Below are 19,301 nucleotides of genomic sequence, written 5' to 3'. Positions count from 1 at the left end.
CGGCCCATAGGCTCCTTGTGCGGTGCCTTTAGCCGGCTGCCTTGTCGGCCGCCGTCCTGATCGCTTCGATGTTTGCCCTGTAGGCCTCCACGCTGCCGCCCTTGAAGATGGCGGCACCGGCCACCAGCACATCGGCGCCGGCGGCGGTCACCAGCGGCGCGGTTTCGGGCGAAACGCCGCCGTCGATCTCGATGCGGATCGGCCGGCCGCCGATCAGCGCCTTGACCCGCCTCACCTTGTCGACGATTGCCGGAATGAAGGCCTGGCCCCCGAAACCCGGGTTGACGGTCATGATCAGGATCAGGTCGAGCCTGTCGAGCACATATTCGATCGCACTTTCCGGCGTTGCCGGATTGAGCGAAACGCCGGCCTTCTTGCCGAGGTTCCTGATCGTCTGCAGCGAGCGGTCGAGATGCGCCCCGGCCTCGGCATGCACCGTCATGCCGTCGCACCCAGCCTCGGCGAAGGCGGCCAGATAGGGATCGGCCGGCGCAATCATCAAATGGCAGTCAAAGAAAGCCTTGGTGCGATTGCGGATCGCCTTGATCACCGGCGGACCGAAGGTGATGTTGGGGACGAAATGGCCGTCCATCACATCGAGATGGATCCAGTCGGCGCCGGCTGCCGCGACGGCCTCGACCTCGTCGCCCAGCTTCGAAAAGTCCGAAGCCAGCACCGAAGGTGCGATCAAGGTTTTTTTCGTCATGATGATGGGGCCTTTCCGAGCGCCTTTTTCTTCCGGTCACTGCCTAGGGCAGTTCACCGTTTCACGGAAACGGCGAACTGCTCTAACTCTTTGTTTTGACGCAATTCCGGACGGAAACCCGTACACACTTTTCCTGGAATTGCTCTAAAGCGCAGCCCATGACTTGTCGAGAGTGCGAGCGTGGCGGTTCCACAGGCTGGGATAGTGTAGCGGCGTCCTCGTCGTGTTGCAGCCAGTTTCGACTTGCTCCCGGGCTACGAAGAAACCCGCCGGATTGCTCCGGCGGGGTTTCCGATGTGCCTTCAGGCGATGGTTACTGCGGCTGGAGATTCAGGATTCTGTTTGGAGCCGTATCCTGTTGCTGTTCGGACTGCGGCCTGCGCCGTGGCAGAACCTGCTGCAGCAGCATGCCCGGGTTGAGTTCCAGCGAGGGCTGCCCGCGCACCGGCCTGCAGTTTGGATAGCGGCCGATCATGCCTTCCGGGCAACGCCGCCTGAAGATCGGCTGGCACTGGCCGTTGACCATTTGCGAGCCCGGCGCGCATTCGCTCTCTTGCCTGGACCGCCGGCATGCGCCGTCGATCACCTGGGTGCCCCGCGGACAGACACACTCGCCGCGCTTGTTGTGGATCTGGCCGCGTATGTCGCACTGCTCCACATCGGGCCGCTTGCGCCGGCACACTCCATTGCGCAGCTCGGTACCCCTTGGGCAGACGCATTCGCCGTCCGCGCCGTGGACCTGGCCACGAATGGTGCACTGCTCAGGCTTCGGCCGGACCTGGCGGCAGGCTCCGTTGCGCAGCTCAGTGCCCCTCGGGCAGACGCATTCGCCGTCAGCGTCATGGACCTGGCCGCGGATGGTGCACTGCTCAGGCTTCGGCCTGTCGCGTACGCAGGCGTTGGCGTCCCGGTCGAGATGCGTGCCCCGGGGACAGGTACAGCGATCGCCGTCCGATGTGGGCACCGATCCCGATATCGTGCAGCCCGGCCTGGATATCTTGACGCAGGCGCCATTCTCCAGCTCGGTTCCGCGCGGACAGACGCAGCGTCCGTCCTCTGTGCGGATCTGGCCCTCGAGCAGCACGCAACGCTTTGGCTCCTTCGGCGGGATGGCAACGCCGCCGGACGAGCACTGGCCGTTGCGATAGGTGGTGCCTTGCGGGCAGGCGCACCGGCCGGCGTCATTCATGACGAAGCCTGCCGAGCATTCCTTCTTCGTCTCATGCCTGATGGTGAAGGGGTGGCAGGCATAGGCCTTGCCGCGTTCGCCCTGGGCATGGTCGCGGGAAAGCACATCGCCGCCGCCCTGCACCCGCGTGTCGGGAGAGAGCACGCCGACGCAGTTCTGGCCGCTGACGCTGCCTTGCAGATTGGCCAGGCGGCCGTCGTCGGGGAGGACCACGGTGACGTTGTGGACGCGGCTTTCGCCGGCGCCAAGCGTCAGGTTGGCGATGCAGGACGCAGGCAAGGCCGCCGGTTCCGGCGAGCAGCCGAAGGGCGGCTCGATCGAGGTGATCGCGACGCCTTCCAGCCGGCCAAGGCCTTCGACGCCGATCGCATCGCCGATGCGGACCGGCCCGGAAAAGCCCGTCGGGCCGTCATTGGTGATGGTGATCTCGAACGAGCAGGGTTCTCCGGGCCGGCACTTGCTGTCGCCGGTCTTCTCGACGCGGATGGACGAGGGCCCGCCGCCCTTGGCGCAGGCCCGGCCGATCGAATGGATGACATCGTCGCCCTGCGCCGGGCCGTAGGAGCCCCGCGCGCAGTTCTCGAACTCGCCGTTGGCCGAAACGGTCACGTCGAAGTGCCTGCTGGTTCCCGGCGCCATGACGGCGCCGGGAATCTGGCACGCCAGCGTGTCGGCTGGAACTGGTCCGCACGCCCATTCCGCGCCGTCGGGAGTAGCGCCCTGGATCTGGGCGGGCGCGCCGCCCGACACCAAAGCGGCGGCGTCGTTGACCCGCACCGGACCGGTGGGAGCAGCCGTGCCGGCATTGCTGACGGTGATGCGGCAGGAGACGAGAGCGGCACCCGCCAGCGAGCCGCTGCATGTCTTGGTGATACGCAGGCCAGGCTGGCCGCCATTGGGACGGGGGATGCGTTGCTTGGCGCAGGCCCGGTTGTTGGTGAGGTCCGCCTCGCCGGGGATCGGTTTCACCTCGGCGCAGTTCTCGATCGTGTCGGACCGGTAGCTGGCCGGCACCACCGCCTTGACGACGATCGCCGTCGAGGCGCCCGGCGACAGCGAGATGCCGGCATTGTCGCAGCGGAACTGGCCGGGGCCGTTCGGACCGCATGTCCAGGGCGGGCTCGGGCCAAAGGTCGAGGAAGCCGGCGCGCCCTCGGGATAGGTGTCGATCACGGTCAGCGGCCCGTTATAGGTCGACGTGCCGTTGTTGATGATGTCGATGACGAAGCTGCACACGCCATCGGCGGTGCAGGCTTCGGCGCGAGCGCGTTTTTTCAGGATCAGGTCGGCCTTCTTCTCGACCGGCGGCCGGCAGTCGCGGTCGCGATCGCCACGTCGGCAGATCGGGATCGAGGCGCAGCCACGGTCGTCGGCCTGGCTGCCGAACAGCGGCTTGCCGCTGGCGGCATAGTTATAGGTGGCGCAGTTGCGCAAGCTTGTGCCTTGCCAGCCCCCGGCCGGCTTGAAGCCGAGCTCGAGGTCGACAAAAGCCCCCGGATTGAGCGTGGTCACCGGATGGGTGCAAATCATCGGAGTGGCGCCGGGCACACAGGCCCAGGGCGGATTGGGCCCTGAATCGAGCGTCGAGCCGGCTGGCAGCGTCACCTCGTCGAGCACGATCTTGCCGTTATAAGGCGCGTCGCCGACATTGGTGACCCGGATGGTGAAGTCGCAGCCGCCGGCCATCGTGCAGCGCGGGACATCGGCGCGCTTCTCGACCTTCAGGTCCGGTTCCCTGTCCTTGGGCGGACATCTCTGGTCACGCGGGATGACGATGTCGATGGTCTGTGTACAGCAGAGCCCCCAACCCTCTTTCGGCCCGGCATAGGTCTCGATGCCGGTGACGACGAGGTGGAGGACGTCGCCGGGCGAGGCGCCGACGATCTTCCAGTTCAGCACACCGCCGCCGGCCGGCACCTTCTGGGTGTCGGGGACGATGGTGATGCCTGGCGTGGCCGTCGAAAGCTGCACCCACTTGCCCCCCATCTCGGGACCGACAGGCATATGGTAGATGAACGCGCCGCCGCCGGGCACGCAGTCGACCGTGCCGCGCTCCACCTTGAAGCATTCCTTGCCGGGAGGTGGCGGTGGCGGATTGCACTTGGTCAGGTCGATCCGGATCGAGGTCTTTTCGCCGGTGAGAAAATTGCTGTCGTCCGGCTTGCCCGGATCCTGTGAGGGAATGATGGTTCCCGTGCCGGTGCCGACGGTGACTTTGATCAGGCCCTGATTGTCGACCGTCGCCGGCGCGGGGAACGCCGCGTGATCAATCCTGGCGGTGATGCGGAACGTGATGACGCGTTCGCCCAGTGCGCCCGAGCCGTCGAGATCGGAAGCGGAAATCCGGAAATCCGAAACCGTTGCCGTATCGTTGGGGCCTGCCGAATTGCTGATGACGGCCCCGGGCAAAGGTCCGCCCGACGCATCGGTGCCGTCACCGGAAACCTGCATGTTGACGATCTGCAAGCCATGCGGGAGCTGATCCTTGAAGTCGAGCCGGGCCCTCTGCAGCGAAGCCGACAGCCCCGGACTGGAGAAGGCTTGCGGGGTGCCGCGCAGGCCGAAGCTCAACGTGTAGAAGACATAGTCGCAGCTTCGCTGGCCGCCGGCCTTGGTGAAGAACGGCACGGCCCGTCCGGCCTCCGGATTGATGATGCGCGGATTGTCGAGCTTGAATTCCATATCCGGGCCGGTGGCCTGGCCGATCTTGGCCGGAGCCGTATCTTCCGCAAATGCCGGCAGCGCCGGCAGCATGGCGACCGCGATATAGGCCGCCACGAGCCAGCGCGCGCCACGCCGGGCAGATGACATGATCGTATCCATGACGGTTGCCTTGTCGGCGACGCCAAGCAGGGAGAGTGCGAGATTGTTCATCGTCCCCTCCTCAATTTTCGCAGCTGACGGCTGGCGTTCTGAGCGGCAAGGTCATCTTGCAGCAAGGGTGGTAGCCGCCCTTGTCCTTGTCGGACCTCCTGTAGAAGCAGAGCCCGACATCGACCGTGTCGCCCGGATCGTGGCCGGTGATGCCGATCGTGTATGGCTTGCCCGGCGCATGTGACATGGGGGAGGTCACCCCCACGCCTGGCGTCCTGGATTGGGCCTTGATCGAATCGCCGCCGAAGCCTGCATGGTCATGAAGGTAGAGGTCCGCCTCGAGCCCGCGCGGCGTGCAGAAATACCTGACATCGTCGACATCGAGACAGGAGGGCAGGTTGCCGGGCGGGGGGAAATCCGGCGGATAGAACGGTGGCAGATAGCCGCCCGGGATTTCCTCATAATAGCCGGCGCGGCCCTCGCAGGGATGCCACACGGCGACGTCGCCGACATGGCCTTCCACTTCCGCGTCTTCGAAATAGCCGTCGAAGTCGACGAACCAGGAGCCGAAAGGCGGCACATTGGCCGGCTTGGCCAGTTCCCTGGGCGTGATCTGCACGCCATGCACGGCGAGCGGCCCGCCAGCGGCGAGCCGCTCGGCAAGGGCCGGGTTGTCGCGCAATTTGTCGCCTGACTTGACCAGCGTCTGGGTGCAGGCCGACGTGTCGAGATTGCCTTCGGCGTCATAGCCATATTGCAGGTCCAGCCCGCCGGCCGACTGCCTGAAGCCTTGCGGGAAGCCGACGGCATATTCCTGCGGCGCTTCCACCCAGACCGATTCCGTTGCCGGATCGTCCGGAGACTCGCGCCAGTAGCGGATGACCTCGCCCTTGCCGGAATCGGCGAACTGGCTGTAGTCGTAGCGGTTCTCGACCGGGCCGCGCTGGGCCAGGTACATGAAGCCGCTATTGTCGAAAGCGATGTCGGTGACGGCATAGTCCTTGTCGGCCTTGACCGTCAGCTCCCAACGGGGATCGCCGGCGAAGCGGCCGTCGCGGGCAATGCCCACCGACCAGATCTCGGCCTTCTCGCCGACGGAATAATAGAGCCGGCCGCCATGATAGGCGACGGCCCAGACACGGCGCTCGTCCTGGGTGTAGCCCCAGGTCTCGGGGTCTTCCGTGTCGAAGGCGGCGCCCTTTATGTCCATGACGGCGCCATCGTCGGCGACCGGAGCCAGGCCATGCGCCGGGCGCCCGGCGACGCCATGGTCGAACGTGTCGACCAGCGCGCCATTGGCGTCGATGCGATGGATAAGGCCGGTATCGAGGTCGGAGGCGAAGACCTGGCGGTGGTTGGCATCGAAGGAGAGATTGCCGATGCCGGGCCCGCTGTTGGTGTCGATGTTGGCGAATTTCGACACGGCGCCGCTGATGCCGTCAATCTTCCAGATGGTGCCCGGCCCGCCGCCGTTCTCGGTGCCGAACTGGCCCTCCATGAAAGCAGCGCCTGCCATGCCGCGGCGCTGCCGCTCCGGACGGCCATCATCGTCGGCGTCAGGCGTGACGATGCGGATGCCGTGCAGCGAGGTGGCGCCGGCATAGAGATTGGGAATGCCTGACGGGACGCCATCGCGCATGCCGTCATCATAGGTGAGGCCGAACACCTGGCCGATCTGGCCTGATGTCACCTCGAAAGGCGGCGGCGTGTAGACGAGCTGGCCGGAGGCCGGCCCGCCCAGGCTTGAAACGTCGAAAACGCGCAAGGTGGCGCGCGCCGTGTCGATGAAGGTTTCGTCGACCGGATCGACGCCGGGCGGCAGGCCCCCCTTTTCGGAATCTGAAGGGTCGAAATCGGGAATGACGGTGCCGGAAAATCCGGTGACCGCCATCGAGCCGGGATAGATGATCCGGGTTTCCTGCGCCCGCGCGGGGCCGCCAAGCCATAGGCCGGCGGTCAGCGCCAGGACAAGAAATGCGGTGGCGGCCTTCGCCACGCGGCGCAAACGGCAGGCATGAGAGGGCGCGAACCGGCGGTGATCGCGAGACATGGAACTCCCCCCGAAGTCTAAGGGAGAACCAACCGATCCTGCCGCGCAAACCAGCGCAAGGCGCGGCGTTCCAGCACGTTCGTCCCCGATCGAATTGTCTGCTTTCCTCATGATTACGATACGCCGGCTCCTGTGCAGGGTCAACGGAACCAGCGGAAAGCCAAGCGCATCGACCTTGTCCCGAAGACGGTGGTCGCGCCGAGCTCCTGTTGGTCGGGGAGGCCATGGCGTCCCTGGGGTGCTGGTCATGGTGGCTCCCTTTCCCTGGCCGCATCATGCGGCGCCTGAGCGTCAGTCGCATGTGGAGGCGGAAAGGTTCACTGAGAGGCCTGGCTATTCTTTCAGACGCAGCGAAGCGGACGGACGCGAATGCCTCGGGCGCAGGCGTGATCGGGCCGTTTCCCCATGCGATGGCGAGGATGGTGGAAGCGTTGCGCAGAATGCTTGCGCCCGATGCCGCCTGTTCTTATATACGCGCCAAGCCGTCCAGCGCCGCAACAGCGGTTGCCGAACGGGATTTCTTGTGAACAGGGGCTTTCGTCGGAACGCCTTACGGGTCCTGAGAGCCTGCTTAGCGGAGAGACTAGAAAAATGGCAAAAGTAATCGGTATCGATCTCGGCACCACCAACTCCTGCATCGCCATCATGGACGGCAAGGAGCCGAAGGTGATCGAGAATGCGGAAGGCGCGCGCACGACGCCTTCCATCGTCGCCATCTCGGGCGACGGCGAACGTCTCGTCGGCCAGCCGGCCAAGCGCCAGGCGGTCACCAATCCTGAAAACACCATCTTCGCGGTCAAGCGCCTGATCGGCCGCCGCTATGACGATCCGGTGACGGAAAAGGACAAGAAGCTTGTCCCCTACAAGATCGTCAAGGGCGACAATGGCGATGCCTGGGTCGAGGCTGGCGGCAAGAAGCAGTCGCCCAGCCAGATCTCGGCCATGATCCTGCAGAAGATGAAGGAAACGGCGGAAGCCTATCTCGGCGAGAAGGTCGAGAAGGCGGTCATCACCGTTCCGGCCTATTTCAACGACGCCCAGCGCCAGGCGACCAAGGACGCCGGCAAGATCGCCGGCCTCGAAGTGCTGCGCATCATCAACGAGCCGACCGCGGCGGCGCTTGCCTACGGCCTCGACAAGAAGGACGGCAAGACGATCGCCGTCTATGACCTTGGCGGCGGCACGTTCGACATTTCGGTGCTCGAGATCGGCGATGGCGTGTTCGAGGTGAAGTCGACCAATGGCGACACCTTCCTCGGCGGCGAGGATTTCGACATGCGCCTGGTCGAATATCTGGCGGCCGAGTTCAAGAAGGAACAGGGCATCGACCTGAAGAACGACAAGCTTGCGCTCCAGCGCCTCAAGGAGGCGGCCGAAAAGGCCAAGATCGAGCTGTCGTCGACGACGCAGACGGAGATCAACCTGCCGTTCATCACCGCCGACGCGACTGGCCCGAAGCACCTGACGCTGAAGCTGACGCGCGCCAAGTTCGAAAGCCTGGTCGAAGACCTCGTCCAGCGCACCATCGATCCGTGCAAGGCGGCGCTCAAGGATGCCGGCCTGAAGGCGGGCGAGATCGACGAAGTGGTGCTGGTCGGCGGCATGACCCGCATGCCCAAGATCCAGGAAATCGTGAAGCAGTTCTTCGGCAAGGAGCCGCACAAGGGCGTCAATCCCGATGAGGTCGTCGCACTCGGCGCCGCCATCCAGGCCGGCGTGCTGCAGGGCGATGTCAAGGACGTGCTGCTGCTCGACGTGACCCCGCTGTCGCTCGGCATCGAGACGCTGGGCGGCGTGTTCACCCGGCTGATCGAGCGCAACACGACGATCCCGACCAAGAAGAGCCAGGTGTTCTCGACGGCCGAGGATTCGCAGTCGGCCGTGACCATCCGGGTCTTCCAGGGCGAGCGCGAAATGGCCGCCGACAACAAGGCGCTCGGCCAGTTCGACCTGGTCGGCATTCCGCCGGCCCCGCGCGGCGTGCCGCAGATCGAGGTTACCTTCGACATCGACGCCAACGGCATCGTCAATGTTTCGGCCAAGGACAAGGGCACCGGCAAGGAGCACCAGATCCGCATCCAGGCCTCGGGTGGCCTTTCGGACGCCGACATCGAGAAGATGGTGAAGGACGCCGAAGCCAATGCCGACGCCGACAAGAAGCGGCGCGCGCTGGTCGAGGCCCGCAACCAGGCCGAGGCGCTGGTGCATTCCTCGGAGAAGTCGCTGAAGGAATATGGCGACAAGGTCTCGGAAGCCGACCGCACGGCGATATCGGACGCGATCGCCGCGCTGAAGACCGCTACCGAGGGTGACGACGCAGCGGAAATCGAAGCCAAGAGCCAAGCGCTCGCGGAGGCTTCGATGAAGCTCGGCCAGGCCATGTACGAAGCCTCGCAGAAGGAAGCGGCGGAAGCCGACGCCAAGGCGGACGCCGCCAAGGACTCGGATGTGGTCGATGCCGATTTCGAGGAAATCGACGAGGACGACGACAAGAAGAAGTCGGCCTGAACCGGCTGACGGCAAGATAAAGCGGAAAGCCCGGCGCAAAGCCGGGCTTTTTTGCAACCCTGGCAGAAAAAGTGCGGAAAAATCGTCGAAAAGCACGAACAGCTCCGCACCGGCCCTAGCATCCGGGCTGCGCCGATCCTAAATCGTGGCAACGTGCCGGCAAGCGACGCAACACTGCATGAAGACGTTGAGCATCCGGACAGCGGGAAAAAATGAAAGCTGATTTCTACGAAACGCTGGGCGTGCACAAGGGTGCCGACGACAAGGAACTGAAGAGCGCTTTCCGCAAGCTCGCCATGCAGTTCCACCCCGACCGCAATCCGGGCGACCATGCCTGCGAGCACAAGTTCAAGGAAATCAACGAAGCCTACGAGACGCTGAAGGACCCGCAGAAGCGCGCGGCCTATGACCGCTTCGGTCACGCCGCCTTCGAGCAGGGCGGCATGAACGGCGGCGCACACGGCTTTGGCGCCGGCGGCTTCGCCGACATCTTCGAGGATATTTTCGGCGACATGATGGGCGGCCGCCAGCGCCGCTCTTCCGGCGGCCGCGAGCGCGGCGCCGACCTGCGCTACAATATGGAAATCTCGCTGGAAGAGGCCTTTGCCGGCAAGACCGCGCAGATCCGCGTGCCGGCCTCGATCTCGTGCTCGGAATGCTCGGGAACCGGCGCCAAGCCCGGCACCCAGCCGGTCACCTGCTCGATGTGTAATGGCCACGGCAAGGTGCGCGCCACACAAGGCTTCTTCTCCATCGAGCGCACCTGCCCGCAATGCCAGGGCCGCGGCCAGACCATCAAGGATCCGTGCCCGAAATGCGCCGGCCAGGGCCGCGTCACCGAGGAGCGTTCGCTGTCGGTCAACATTCCGGCCGGCATCGAGGACGGCACCCGCATCCGGCTTGCCAATGAGGGCGAAGCCGGCCTACGCGGCGGGCCGTCGGGCGACCTCTACATTTTCCTCGCAGTCAAGCCGCACGAATTCTTCCAGCGCGACGGCGCCGACCTCTACTGCAAGGTGCCGATCTCGATGACGACGGCCGCCCTTGGCGGCTCGTTCGAGGTGACGACGCTGGACGGAACGCAGACCAAGGTGAAGGTGCCGGAAGGCACCCAGAACGGACGCCAGTTCCGCCTCAAGGGCAAGGGCATGCCGGTGCTGCGCCAGCCCAATGTCGGCGACCTCTACATCCAGACGGCGGTCGAGACGCCGCAGAACCTGTCGCGCCGCCAGCGCGAGTTGCTTGAGGAGTTCGAACAGCTCTCCTCACAAGACAATTCCCCCCAGTCGAGCGGTTTCTTCGCCCGCATGAAGGACTTCTTCGAGTCGTTCGGCGAGCATTGATCGAGGGCCTGTGCGCGTATGGCTTGCCTTACCGGCGGCCTCCCCACCTGCCGGCAGCCAAGACACACCGTGAACCGCAGAAGGCGCGCATTTTTAGACGCGACGAAAACTATCTTATCCACGACATTGGCATGACCCTGCCTTGCCTTGGGCGGCTTAGGTGTTAAGTAGCTCTCAGGGGAGCGCTGAGGAGAGCTTGCATGACACGTGGTCCGGGACTGCGGAAGGCGCTTGCCGAAAAGTTCGACGACGAGCTGAAGTTCTTCAAGGGCTGGATCGACAAGCCGAAGACGGTCGGGTCGATCGTGCCGACCAGCTCCATCACCGCCCGCAAGATGGCTTCGATCGTCGACCCGAAGTCCGGCCTGCCGGTGCTCGAAGTCGGGCCCGGCACCGGCGTCATCACCCGCGCCATCCTGGCCCAGGGCGTGAAGCCTGAAAACCTTTACGCGGTCGAATATTCCACCGATTTCGTGCGCCATCTGCGCCGGCTCTATCCCGGCGTCAACGTCATCGAGGGCGACGCCTTCAATCTCAACGCCACGCTTGGCGACAAGAGCGGGATGATGTTCGATTCGGTGGTCTCGGGCGTGCCGCTGCTCAACTTCCCGGTCGCCCAGCGCATCGCCTATATCGAAAGCCTGCTCGACCGCATTCCGGCCGGCCGGCCGATCGTGCAGCTGACCTACGGCCCGATGTCTCCGATCCCGCCCGGCCGCGGCGACTACACGGTCAAGCATTTCGACTTCATCATCCGCAACATCCCGCCGACGCAGCTGTGGATCTACCGGCGCGAGGCGCATTAAGGATTGCGAAGCCGACCGCGAATGTCTTCGAAATCCTCGGGCTTGTCCCGAGGATGACGCTTTGCCTGATCTGCATTGATTTGAGCGGGCTCTGGCTGTACCTGTCCGGGAACAAGGTTGGCCAATGGCAGTGATCCCGAGAATCCTCGTCTTTGCCGGCTCGGTCCGGACCGGGGCCTTCAGTGGCAGGACCGCCGACGTGGCGCAGAAGGAACTTGCGGTGCAAGGCGCCGAGGTCACTCGCATCTCGCTTGGCGACTATCCCTTGCCGATCCTGGATGAGGATCTGGAGAAGGAAAAAGGCGTCCCCGAAAACGCCCTGAAACTTGCCCGGATGATCATTGCCCATGACGGGCTGCTGATCGCCACGCCCGAATATAACGGCTCCATTCCGCCGCTGCTCAAGAACACGATCGACTGGGTGAGCCGGGTGCGCAAGGATGGCGGCCGTGCGGTGAGGCCGTTTGCCGGCAAGGTCGCCGGCCTCAGTTCGTCCTCCAACGGACACTTCGCCGGGATACGCTGCATCAACCATCTGCGCGCCGTGCTGGTACGTTGCCAGATGGAGGTGGTGACGCCGGAATGCTCGGTGCCGGAAGGCGGCAACGCCTTCGACGAGGACGGGCGTTTCAAGGACGAACGACTGCACCGAACCATGGAGCACCTATGCCGCACGCTGATCGAAACCTCGCGCATGCTGTCGACCCGGGTCGAGCCGTGATCGCCAACGCCATGCAGACCGACACAATGCGCGAAAGGCTGATCGTCGGCCTCGACGTGCCGGGCTTGAAAGAGGCCGAGAAGGCGGTACGCGAACTCGATGGCGTCGTCTCCTTCTACAAGATCGGCTACCAGCTCGCCTTCGCCGGCGGGCTCGATTTCGCCAGGGAGCTCGCCAGCGGGGGCAAGAAGATCTTTCTCGACATGAAGCTGCTCGACATCGACAACACGGTGGCCAAGGGGGTCGAGAACATCGTCAAGATGGGCATGACCATGCTGACGCTGCATGCCTATCCAAAGACCATGCGGGCGGCGGTGGAGGCGGCGAGAGGCAGCGAGCTTTGCCTGCTTGCCGTCACCGTGCTGACCTCGATGGACGAACAGGACGTGATCGACGCGGGCTACGAATACGACCCGCACACGCTGGTACTGCGGCGCGCGGAACAGGCGCTGCATGCCGGCATGGGCGGCATCGTCTGCTCGGCCGCGGAAACAGAGGCGGTGCGCCGCATCATCGGACCCGACATGGCGGTGGTGACGCCAGGCATACGCCCCGCCGGCAGCGACCATGGCGACCAGAAGCGCGTGATGACGCCGGCCGATGCCATCCGCAGCGGCTCCAGCCATCTGGTCGTCGGACGCCCGATCATCGCGGCTAGCGACCGGCGCGCAGCGGCGGAGGCCATACTGGACGAAATGCGCTCGGCATAAATTTCCAAGGAACTGCGGAGAAAAAGAATGCCCAAGGGATACTGGATCGCCCGCGTCGATGTGCGCGATGCGGAAGGCTACAAGGATTATGTCGCCGCCGCCAAGCCGGCCTTCGAGCGCTTCGGCGCGAAGTTCCTGGCGCGCGGCGGCGCGCATGAAAAGGCCGAAGGGGCCGGGCGCGCGCGCAACGTCGTCATCGAGTTCGAGACGCTTGCCGCCGCGCATGACTGCTACCATTCGCCGGAATACCAGCGCGCCGCCGCCATTCGCCAGAAGGTCGCCGACGGCGAGATCGTGCTGGTCGAAGGCGTCTGAAGCTTATCGCGGCCGGCATCAGTGCCGGCCGCGGCCTTTGCACGAGTTCCTGAGCTTCACATCCCGCAGCCTGGCCCAGCAGGCGGCACCTCCACCGGCTATACTTGAGCGATGACCGGCGCAGCCGTTCGACAACGGCCGCTACATGGCCGGCGCACAACGCATTCAGCAATCGACGCTCGAACAGCCCTTAGCACGGGTAGTTGCGATGCCGCTGATCACCAGTTGACATGCAGGTATTTACCTGCATATTATGGCGTCATATCAGAGTGAACCCGATGGACGCGGACAAGGTTTTCAAGGCGCTGGGCGACCCGACACGCAGAAGGCTGCTTGATCTTCTGTGCGAGAAGAACGGGCAGACGCTGGGCCAGCTTTGCGAACATCTCGATATGGCCAGGCAATCCGCCACCCAGCACATCGACCTGCTGGAGGCGGCCAATCTGGTGAGCACGGTCAAACGCGGCCGCGAGAAGCTGCATTTCATCAATCCCGTGCCGCTGCACGAGGTCTACGAGCGCTGGGTGCGCAAATTCGAACGCCAGCGGCTCAGCCTGCTGCACGACCTGAAACAGGAACTCGAAGGAGAAGACAAATGACCGCAGAGACGACCAGCTTTGTCTACGTGACCTACATCCGCTCGACGCCGCAAAAAGTGTTCGAGGCCATAACCAGGCCCGACATCGCACGATGTTACTGGGGCCATGAGAACGTCTCGGACTGGAAGGCGGGATCGAAATGGGAACATATCCGCGCCAATGACGAGCGCACCGTCGAACTGGTCGGCAAGGTTGTCGAGATCTCGCCGCCGACGCGCCTCGTGATGACCTGGGCAAACGCTTCGCAGGCCGACGATCCGTCGAAATACAGCCGGGTGACGTTCGCCATCGAGGAATACGACACGATGGTGCGGCTGACCGTCAGCCATGACGAACTCGAAGCCGGCAGCGGCATGGCGAAGGGCGTCAGCCAGGGATGGCCGGCGGTGCTGTCCAGCATGAAATCCTTCCTGGAAACCGGCAGCGGCATCGATATTTTCGCCAAACCGAAATCGGCCTGACCAGCAAATCCGACTGCGGGAAAACGACAATGACCAAACGCTACACCGGCGGATGCGCATGCGGTGCGATCCGCTATGAAACGAGCAGCGAACCCATCTTCGAAAACCACTGCCAATGCCGCGAGTGCCAGAAGCGAAGCGGCACGGGCCACAGCTCCTATCTGACCTTCCCCCGGCGAGCCGATGTGACGGTAACGGGCGAAGCGAGCACCTGGCGGGTGGCGGGCGACAGCGGCAACGAAAAGATCCACGCCTTCTGCCCGACCTGTGGAACGCCGGTCTACCTGACGCAAGTCGCAAGGCCGGACCTGATAGCGGTTCACGCGACCAGCCTTGACGATCCCGGCCAGTTCAATCCGCAGGTGGTCACATATGCCATCCGCGGCCATGCCTGGGACAGGATCGATCCCTCCTTGCAGGCATTCGAGCGAATGCCTTTGGGATAGCGTACGGTAGGCAATCTTGCCGCACTTTAACGGGTCATCCGGTTCGCGGCGGTTTCCGCCATGGCGTCGGCAAGCCCCAGCCCCCATTGCGACCTGCAATAGGCGCGGAAATCGAAACAAGGCAGGCCGGGGCAGACCTCGAATTCTATGAGGTGAACGGTGTCGTCGGGCTCGATCCGGAGATCGATGGAAAACACGTCCCGCAGGCCGAGCCCGGTCATCAGCCGCTCGGCGATGGCGCGGACTTTTGCATCGGCCACCGGCTGGCTTTCGGCGACCGGAAGCAGAAGCGGCTCGGCGTATTTGCCCGCCGCCTTCGCCGCCTCGCCGGTCTCGCCGTAAAGCGCCAGGCTGTCTTCCATGGTCTGGAAATCGCCGCCGGACTCGACGAAGGCGACGCCGAGCGCTTCGACGCCGGTGTCCGGCCTCAGGCCGAGGAAACTGGCGCGCGCGTTGCGGCCGGCGACATAGGGCTGGACGACGACGTCGTCGCGATAGGCGGCGAAAACACGCCGGCTAAGCTCCAGCGCATGGCCGATATCGCCGCAGCGCGAATCCGGCCAGATGCCGATCTTGGCGCCGAGCCGGTTCGGCTTGACGAACCAGCCGGCGGCGGAAACCGGCGGCTCGACCAGCCATTGTCCGTTGCGCGCCAGGCCGGCCTGCGGCACAGGCAGGCCGAGCGCACCGAGCACGGCGCCGGAGCGAAACTTGTCCTGGCAGAGCGCGAACAGCGAATCCTCGGCGCCGATCGTCTTCAGGCCGTTCAGCCTGGCAAGCGCAGGCGCCGCGCCGCCCCGGAAATAGGCGATGCCGTCGGTCAGCGTCCAGACCAGCGTGGCCGCCGGATCTGCCTTGGCGAGCATATCGGCGGCATCGTCCAGCTCCACCGCCGCGAAGCCGAGATCGCGCCGTTTGAAGGCAGAAGCGAGCGCGTCGAACTCGTGCGCGAGATCGGTCGATTGCGCCAGGTAAGAAGCGATTTCGGCGGCACGCTCCGGCGCGTGGCCATCGGCGAGGAGCCGCTCGAGGCAGGCCTTTTCCGGCTCATGGACGAGGATCAGCCTTGGGCTGGACATGACATGATTCCCAATGGTGCAATTCCACACCATCGCATGGCGAACGCACCAGGCTTTCGCGAAACCGACGCGGGCCGGACGCCTGCGTGACAGCCGGCCGAATGATCCCGTCAGACGCGGTGCATCGGGGTAGCGAGACTCAAGTCAGGTCGAGCCGGCATCACCTGAATATAGAGATGCCCTAGGCGATCAGCACGCGCGGCTCGAACCGGCCATTGACCTCGATGTCGAGGAGGAAGGTCATGCCGGCCTGCGGGTCGAGCTGGCGCTGCTTGTCGTCCTTGCCGTGCCAGGCCGAGGTAACCGCCAGCCGGCTGGCGTTCCTGCCGACAAAGGCCGGGCAGGAAGGCTGCGTCACCGGCATGGCGATCGTGCGCACCAGCTTGCCGTCGGGCGCGTAGCCCTTGACCACCTTGCCGCCCCAGACGGCATTCCACAGGATGCCGTCGCGGTCGAGCACGGAACCGTCGACAAAGCCCTTGGCCGACCGGTGATCCACGAACACCTTCGGCTCGCCTGCCGGCAGGCCAGTCGCCGGATCGCAGGGAACACGCATCAACAGTCCGGTCGAGGTGTCGGTGTAATAAGCGAGCGCGCCGTCCGCGGAAAAACAGATCGAGTTCGACACGGTGATGTCGGAGAACAGCTTGCGCAATTCGCCCTTGAAGAACCAGTAGATCGCGCCGGCGCGCTTCTCCTCGCCCTTGCCCATCGTGCCGGTCCAAAGGGCGCCGCAGGGATGAACACGGGAATCGTTGGAACGGGTGACCGGATTGTCGGCCTCGACAGGCGTGTGCAGCGTCATCCTGCCGGTGGCGACGTCGCGAACAAAAAGCCCGGTTTCTGTGGCGATCAGCTGGCGTTTGTCGTCGATGATGGCGATAGCGCTGGCCATCCGGCCAAGCTCGTGCACCTGGGCCGCGCCGCCGGACAGGCGCTTTTCCAGGAGATGGCCCTTGACGATGTCGAACCAGTAGAGCGTGTCGGTGGCGGGGTCGTAGCTCGGCCCCTCGCCGAGCTGGCAGACATGGTCGGAAAAAACCGAAACGATCGCTTCGCTCATCCTGCGTCTCCGCCGAACACCGCGTCCCAGGCCGTCACCGCCGCCTGGGCCCGCGCGGCCACGTCGTCGACGCTCATGCCCGGCTTGAACAGGCTGGAACCAAGCCCGAAAACCGTGACGCCGGCCGCCTTGTAGCCGGCAAAGTCCTTCTCCGAGACGCCGCCGACCGCGCCGACCAATGTCGAAGCCGGCAGCACCGCGCGGATGGCGGAAATGCCCGACGCGCCGAGCACGCTGGCCGGGAAGAATTTCAACGCCGAGGCGCCGAGCCGGATCGCCAGGAAAGCCTCCGTGGGCGTGAACACGCCGGGCATGGTGACCATGCCGTAATGCGCGGCGCGGCCCATCACCTCGGCATCGACGTTGGGGCTGACCAGCAGCCTTCCACCGGCCTGGTGAAGGCCGTCGACGTCGGCCGCCGTCAGCACCGTGCCGGCGCCGACCAAAGCGGTTTTCGGCAGCACTTGAACAATCCTGGCGATCGACGAAAACGGCTGGGGCGAATTCAGCGGCACCTCGATCGCCTCGATGCCGGCATCGAACAATGCCTGGCCGATGGCGATCGCCTCGCTTGCCTTGAGGCCGCGCAGGATGGCGACCAGGCCACGCTTGAGTTTTGGAAAGGGTGCGGTCTCGGTCATGCCAAAGCTCCGGTTCTGGCGATCATGCCGTTTTCGCGCGCCGCCTCGACCAGGCCGGCACGCACCGCCCCGTCCGCGTCGACGGTCCGCACGCCAAGCCCGGCCAGGCCAAGCGCCTGCCGATAAAGCGCCGCGAGCGCGCCGGAGGCAATCAGCACCACCGATGTTGCGCCCGCGGCCTGGCGGCGCCTCGCCGAGGCGATCTCGCCGCCGATCAGCAGGCCCGACAGGCAGGCCGCGGCATCGTCGGCCTTCATATCCTGGAGCAGACCGGCGGCGCGGATCGAGAAGAGTTTTGCGGTGACGTCGCCGCCTTCGGTCAACGCCGCACCACACCAGCGGCGGAAGAAAGGGTTCTGCGGGTCGACCGGCTTGGGATGCTCGCCGAGCGAATGGCGCAGGATCGAATGCGCGGATAGCACCGAGAACAGCTCGCCGGTCGGCCAGGTGCCGAAACCGGCAACGGCGCCGTCCTCGACCAGAACCCATTTCGAATGGGTGCCCGGCATGCAGACGATTTCACGTCCCTTTGCCGGCAAACCGGCGCCGGCAAGCTGCGTCTCCTCGCCACGCATGACGTCGGGCGCATCGGCCAGGCGCTGGGCAAGGCCGGGCACGATGCTAATGTCGCGGCTCTCCCCCGGGATGCGGGCCGCGCCGGCCAGGATGGCGCCGATCGGCGCCGGGACGTTGACATAGGGCGCTTCGAGCCAGCCCTGGCGCGAGCCTGCCATGCCGCAGATGATGACGGGCAGCGTTTCGGGCGCGCCCATGGCGGCGAGATGACCCTCGAGAACCCGGGAAAAGCCCTTCTCGCGCGCGGTGATCAGTCCGTCGTCGCCGCGACGCTCGGCAAGCACCTTGCCGCCGCCGTCGATCAGCCAGGCACGAAGCCGGGTGGTGCCCCAATCGAGCGCCGCGACCGCCGGCACATTGCCGGAACCCCCGGGGCTGGCAAAGCCGGGGCTCACAGGAAACCTCCGTCGACGATCAGCATTTGCGCGGTCAGCATGCGCGAGGCATCCGAGGCCAGGAAAAGCACGGTGCCGACCAAATCGTCCGGCCGCATGACGTCCTTGATGCACTGTTTGGCGACATGAGAGGCAAGCGCCTGCTCCGTCACCCAGCGTTCCTGCTGCCGTTCCGTGATGACCCAACCGGGCGCGACGGCGTTGACGCGGATACGGTCGGGCCCGAGCTTGCCGGCCAAACCCTTGGTGAGGCCGAGTATGCCCGCCTTGGCCGCGGTGTAGGCCGGCATGTCGGGATGGTTGATCAGGTAGGAGGTCGAGGTGAAGTTGATGATCGAGCCGCCGCCGGTGCGCTTCATGCCAGATGCCACCGCCTGCGCGGTGAAGAAATGCGGTCTGAGGTTGATCGCCTGGTTGTTGTCCCAGAACTCCACCGTCACGTCTTCGACGGCGTGGCGTTCGTCCCAGGCGGCGTTGTTGACCAGCACGGTGACGTCGCCATGCGCTTCGGCCGCCTTCGCGGCAGACGCCCGCAGCGCTTCGATGTCGCGCAGATCGGTCTTGAGGTAGAGCGGCCGGCGGCCGAGCTCTTTCTCGATGCGGTCGGCAAGCGTGGTACTGGGCTTGTCGGCGATGTCGATGAAGGCGACCTTGGCGCCCTGGCGCATGAAACCCTCGGTCAATGCAGCGCCGATGCCGGAGCCGCCGCCGGTGATCAGCACCGAAGCGCCTTCGAGGTCGGCAAAACGTGCCGGTGGCATCATGGTTTTCGTCTCCCGGGTTGACCGGCGCGCATCCTAGCCAGACCGGTCCGGCGGGCAAGGGCGAAAAGACGGATTTTCCGGCTTATGTCTGACAAAAAGCCTGGAGGCCGCGCAC

The 19,301-nt window shown here is 65.0% G+C and carries 17 protein-coding genes; 9 read left to right on the top strand and 8 right to left on the bottom strand.

Features of this window, described 5'->3' with window-relative positions; genetic code table 11:
- Positions 1-28 precede the first annotated feature (28 nt).
- The 3 genes from rpe to LB532_RS03710 form a co-directional block, all read right to left on the bottom strand.
- Positions 29-706: a ribulose-phosphate 3-epimerase gene (rpe, locus tag LB532_RS03720; RefSeq protein WP_140639377.1), complete on the bottom strand. Its 678-nt coding sequence runs from the start codon at positions 704-706 to the stop codon at positions 29-31.
- Between the two features lie 313 nt (positions 707-1,019).
- Positions 1,020-4,769 (bottom strand): DUF11 domain-containing protein, encoded by a 3,750-nt coding sequence (locus tag LB532_RS03715; RefSeq protein WP_140639378.1) that lies wholly within the window; start codon positions 4,767-4,769, stop codon positions 1,020-1,022.
- Between the two features lie 10 nt (positions 4,770-4,779).
- Positions 4,780-6,759: a hypothetical protein gene (locus tag LB532_RS03710; RefSeq protein ID WP_224556381.1), complete on the bottom strand. Its 1,980-nt coding sequence runs from the start codon at positions 6,757-6,759 to the stop codon at positions 4,780-4,782.
- Positions 6,760-7,350: 591 nt separating this feature from the next.
- Between LB532_RS03710 and dnaK the strand changes: the two genes are divergently transcribed.
- From dnaK to LB532_RS03665, 9 genes are all read left to right on the top strand, one after another.
- Entirely contained in the window at positions 7,351-9,267 is a 1,917-nt protein-coding gene (dnaK, locus tag LB532_RS03705; RefSeq protein ID WP_140514198.1) for a molecular chaperone DnaK, read from the top strand.
- A gap of 212 nt (positions 9,268-9,479) precedes the next feature.
- Positions 9,480-10,610: a molecular chaperone DnaJ gene (gene dnaJ / locus LB532_RS03700; protein ID WP_140551706.1), complete on the top strand. Its 1,131-nt coding sequence runs from the start codon at positions 9,480-9,482 to the stop codon at positions 10,608-10,610.
- Positions 10,611-10,810: 200 nt separating this feature from the next.
- Complete coding sequence (gene pmtA / locus LB532_RS03695; RefSeq protein WP_140582727.1) at positions 10,811-11,416, top strand: phospholipid N-methyltransferase PmtA; 606 nt, start codon at positions 10,811-10,813, stop codon at positions 11,414-11,416.
- A 124-nt stretch (positions 11,417-11,540) separates the two neighbouring features.
- Complete coding sequence (locus LB532_RS03690; RefSeq protein ID WP_140639380.1) at positions 11,541-12,137, top strand: NADPH-dependent FMN reductase; 597 nt, start codon at positions 11,541-11,543, stop codon at positions 12,135-12,137.
- Positions 12,138-12,148: 11 nt separating this feature from the next.
- Entirely contained in the window at positions 12,149-12,847 is a 699-nt protein-coding gene (gene pyrF, locus LB532_RS03685) for an orotidine-5'-phosphate decarboxylase (protein ID WP_140639575.1), read from the top strand.
- 27 nt (positions 12,848-12,874) lie between these two features.
- Positions 12,875-13,162 carry a DUF1330 domain-containing protein gene (locus tag LB532_RS03680; protein WP_140639381.1) on the top strand — a complete coding sequence of 96 codons (288 nt, stop codon included), beginning with the start codon at positions 12,875-12,877 and terminating at the stop codon, positions 13,160-13,162.
- Between the two features lie 278 nt (positions 13,163-13,440).
- Entirely contained in the window at positions 13,441-13,761 is a 321-nt protein-coding gene (locus tag LB532_RS03675) for an ArsR/SmtB family transcription factor (protein ID WP_140491640.1), read from the top strand.
- A complete protein-coding gene (locus tag LB532_RS03670) occupies positions 13,758-14,222 on the top strand; it encodes an SRPBCC family protein (RefSeq protein WP_140639382.1) in 465 nt (154 codons plus the stop codon). Before LB532_RS03675 ends, LB532_RS03670 begins: the two co-directional genes overlap by 4 nt.
- A 29-nt stretch (positions 14,223-14,251) precedes the next feature.
- Positions 14,252-14,668 (top strand): GFA family protein, encoded by a 417-nt coding sequence (locus tag LB532_RS03665; RefSeq protein WP_140639383.1) that lies wholly within the window; start codon positions 14,252-14,254, stop codon positions 14,666-14,668.
- Positions 14,669-14,694: 26 nt separating this feature from the next.
- On the opposite strand, the gene LB532_RS03660 is transcribed toward LB532_RS03665, so the two are convergent.
- The 5 genes from LB532_RS03660 to LB532_RS03640 all read right to left on the bottom strand — a co-directional run bounded on the left by LB532_RS03660 (position 14,695) and on the right by LB532_RS03640 (position 19,186).
- Positions 14,695-15,747 carry a D-alanine:D-lactate ligase-like protein gene (locus LB532_RS03660; protein ID WP_224556379.1) on the bottom strand — a complete coding sequence of 351 codons (1,053 nt, stop codon included), beginning with the start codon at positions 15,745-15,747 and terminating at the stop codon, positions 14,695-14,697.
- Between the two features lie 181 nt (positions 15,748-15,928).
- Positions 15,929-16,810 (bottom strand): SMP-30/gluconolactonase/LRE family protein, encoded by an 882-nt coding sequence (locus LB532_RS03655; RefSeq protein WP_140639385.1) that lies wholly within the window; start codon positions 16,808-16,810, stop codon positions 15,929-15,931.
- On the bottom strand, positions 16,807-17,451 hold the full coding sequence (locus LB532_RS03650; RefSeq protein WP_140639386.1) for a 2-dehydro-3-deoxy-6-phosphogalactonate aldolase: 645 nt from the start codon (positions 17,449-17,451) through the stop codon (positions 16,807-16,809). The genes LB532_RS03655 and LB532_RS03650 overlap by 4 nt, the downstream gene beginning before the upstream one ends.
- Positions 17,448-18,422, bottom strand: a complete 975-nt coding sequence (locus LB532_RS03645) for a 2-dehydro-3-deoxygalactonokinase (protein ID WP_140639387.1) — start codon at positions 18,420-18,422, stop codon at positions 17,448-17,450. Before LB532_RS03645 ends, LB532_RS03650 begins: the two co-directional genes overlap by 4 nt.
- Complete coding sequence (locus LB532_RS03640) at positions 18,419-19,186, bottom strand: SDR family NAD(P)-dependent oxidoreductase (RefSeq protein WP_224556376.1); 768 nt, start codon at positions 19,184-19,186, stop codon at positions 18,419-18,421. Before LB532_RS03640 ends, LB532_RS03645 begins: the two co-directional genes overlap by 4 nt.
- Between the last annotated feature and the right edge of the window lie 115 nt (positions 19,187-19,301).

It is taken from the genome of Mesorhizobium sp. ESP-6-2 (assembly GCF_020164675.1).
In the GTDB taxonomy this organism is placed as follows: domain Bacteria; phylum Pseudomonadota; class Alphaproteobacteria; order Rhizobiales; family Rhizobiaceae; genus Mesorhizobium.
The sequence above is the reverse complement of the archived record's forward strand: the minus strand, read 5'-3'. Positions and strand labels throughout refer to the sequence as shown.

What these genes read in the sequence shown, in the direction of transcription:
- rpe (WP_140639377.1), bottom strand. Translation starts at nt 706, where the DNA reads ATGACGAAAAAAACCTTGATCGCACCTTCGGTGCTGGCTTCGGACTTT.
- LB532_RS03715 (WP_140639378.1), bottom strand. Translation starts at nt 4,769, where the DNA reads ATGAACAATCTCGCACTCTCCCTGCTTGGCGTCGCCGACAAGGCAACC.
- LB532_RS03710 (WP_224556381.1), bottom strand. Translation starts at nt 6,759, where the DNA reads ATGTCTCGCGATCACCGCCGGTTCGCGCCCTCTCATGCCTGCCGTTTG.
- dnaK (WP_140514198.1), top strand. Translation starts at nt 7,351, where the DNA reads ATGGCAAAAGTAATCGGTATCGATCTCGGCACCACCAACTCCTGCATC.
- dnaJ (WP_140551706.1), top strand. Translation starts at nt 9,480, where the DNA reads ATGAAAGCTGATTTCTACGAAACGCTGGGCGTGCACAAGGGTGCCGAC.
- pmtA (WP_140582727.1), top strand. Translation starts at nt 10,811, where the DNA reads ATGACACGTGGTCCGGGACTGCGGAAGGCGCTTGCCGAAAAGTTCGAC.
- LB532_RS03690 (WP_140639380.1), top strand. Translation starts at nt 11,541, where the DNA reads ATGGCAGTGATCCCGAGAATCCTCGTCTTTGCCGGCTCGGTCCGGACC.
- pyrF (WP_140639575.1), top strand. Translation starts at nt 12,149, where the DNA reads ATGCAGACCGACACAATGCGCGAAAGGCTGATCGTCGGCCTCGACGTG.
- LB532_RS03680 (WP_140639381.1), top strand. Translation starts at nt 12,875, where the DNA reads ATGCCCAAGGGATACTGGATCGCCCGCGTCGATGTGCGCGATGCGGAA.
- LB532_RS03675 (WP_140491640.1), top strand. Translation starts at nt 13,441, where the DNA reads ATGGACGCGGACAAGGTTTTCAAGGCGCTGGGCGACCCGACACGCAGA.
- LB532_RS03670 (WP_140639382.1), top strand. Translation starts at nt 13,758, where the DNA reads ATGACCGCAGAGACGACCAGCTTTGTCTACGTGACCTACATCCGCTCG.
- LB532_RS03665 (WP_140639383.1), top strand. Translation starts at nt 14,252, where the DNA reads ATGACCAAACGCTACACCGGCGGATGCGCATGCGGTGCGATCCGCTAT.
- LB532_RS03660 (WP_224556379.1), bottom strand. Translation starts at nt 15,747, where the DNA reads ATGTCCAGCCCAAGGCTGATCCTCGTCCATGAGCCGGAAAAGGCCTGC.
- LB532_RS03655 (WP_140639385.1), bottom strand. Translation starts at nt 16,810, where the DNA reads ATGAGCGAAGCGATCGTTTCGGTTTTTTCCGACCATGTCTGCCAGCTC.
- LB532_RS03650 (WP_140639386.1), bottom strand. Translation starts at nt 17,451, where the DNA reads ATGACCGAGACCGCACCCTTTCCAAAACTCAAGCGTGGCCTGGTCGCC.
- LB532_RS03640 (WP_224556376.1), bottom strand. Translation starts at nt 19,186, where the DNA reads ATGATGCCACCGGCACGTTTTGCCGACCTCGAAGGCGCTTCGGTGCTG.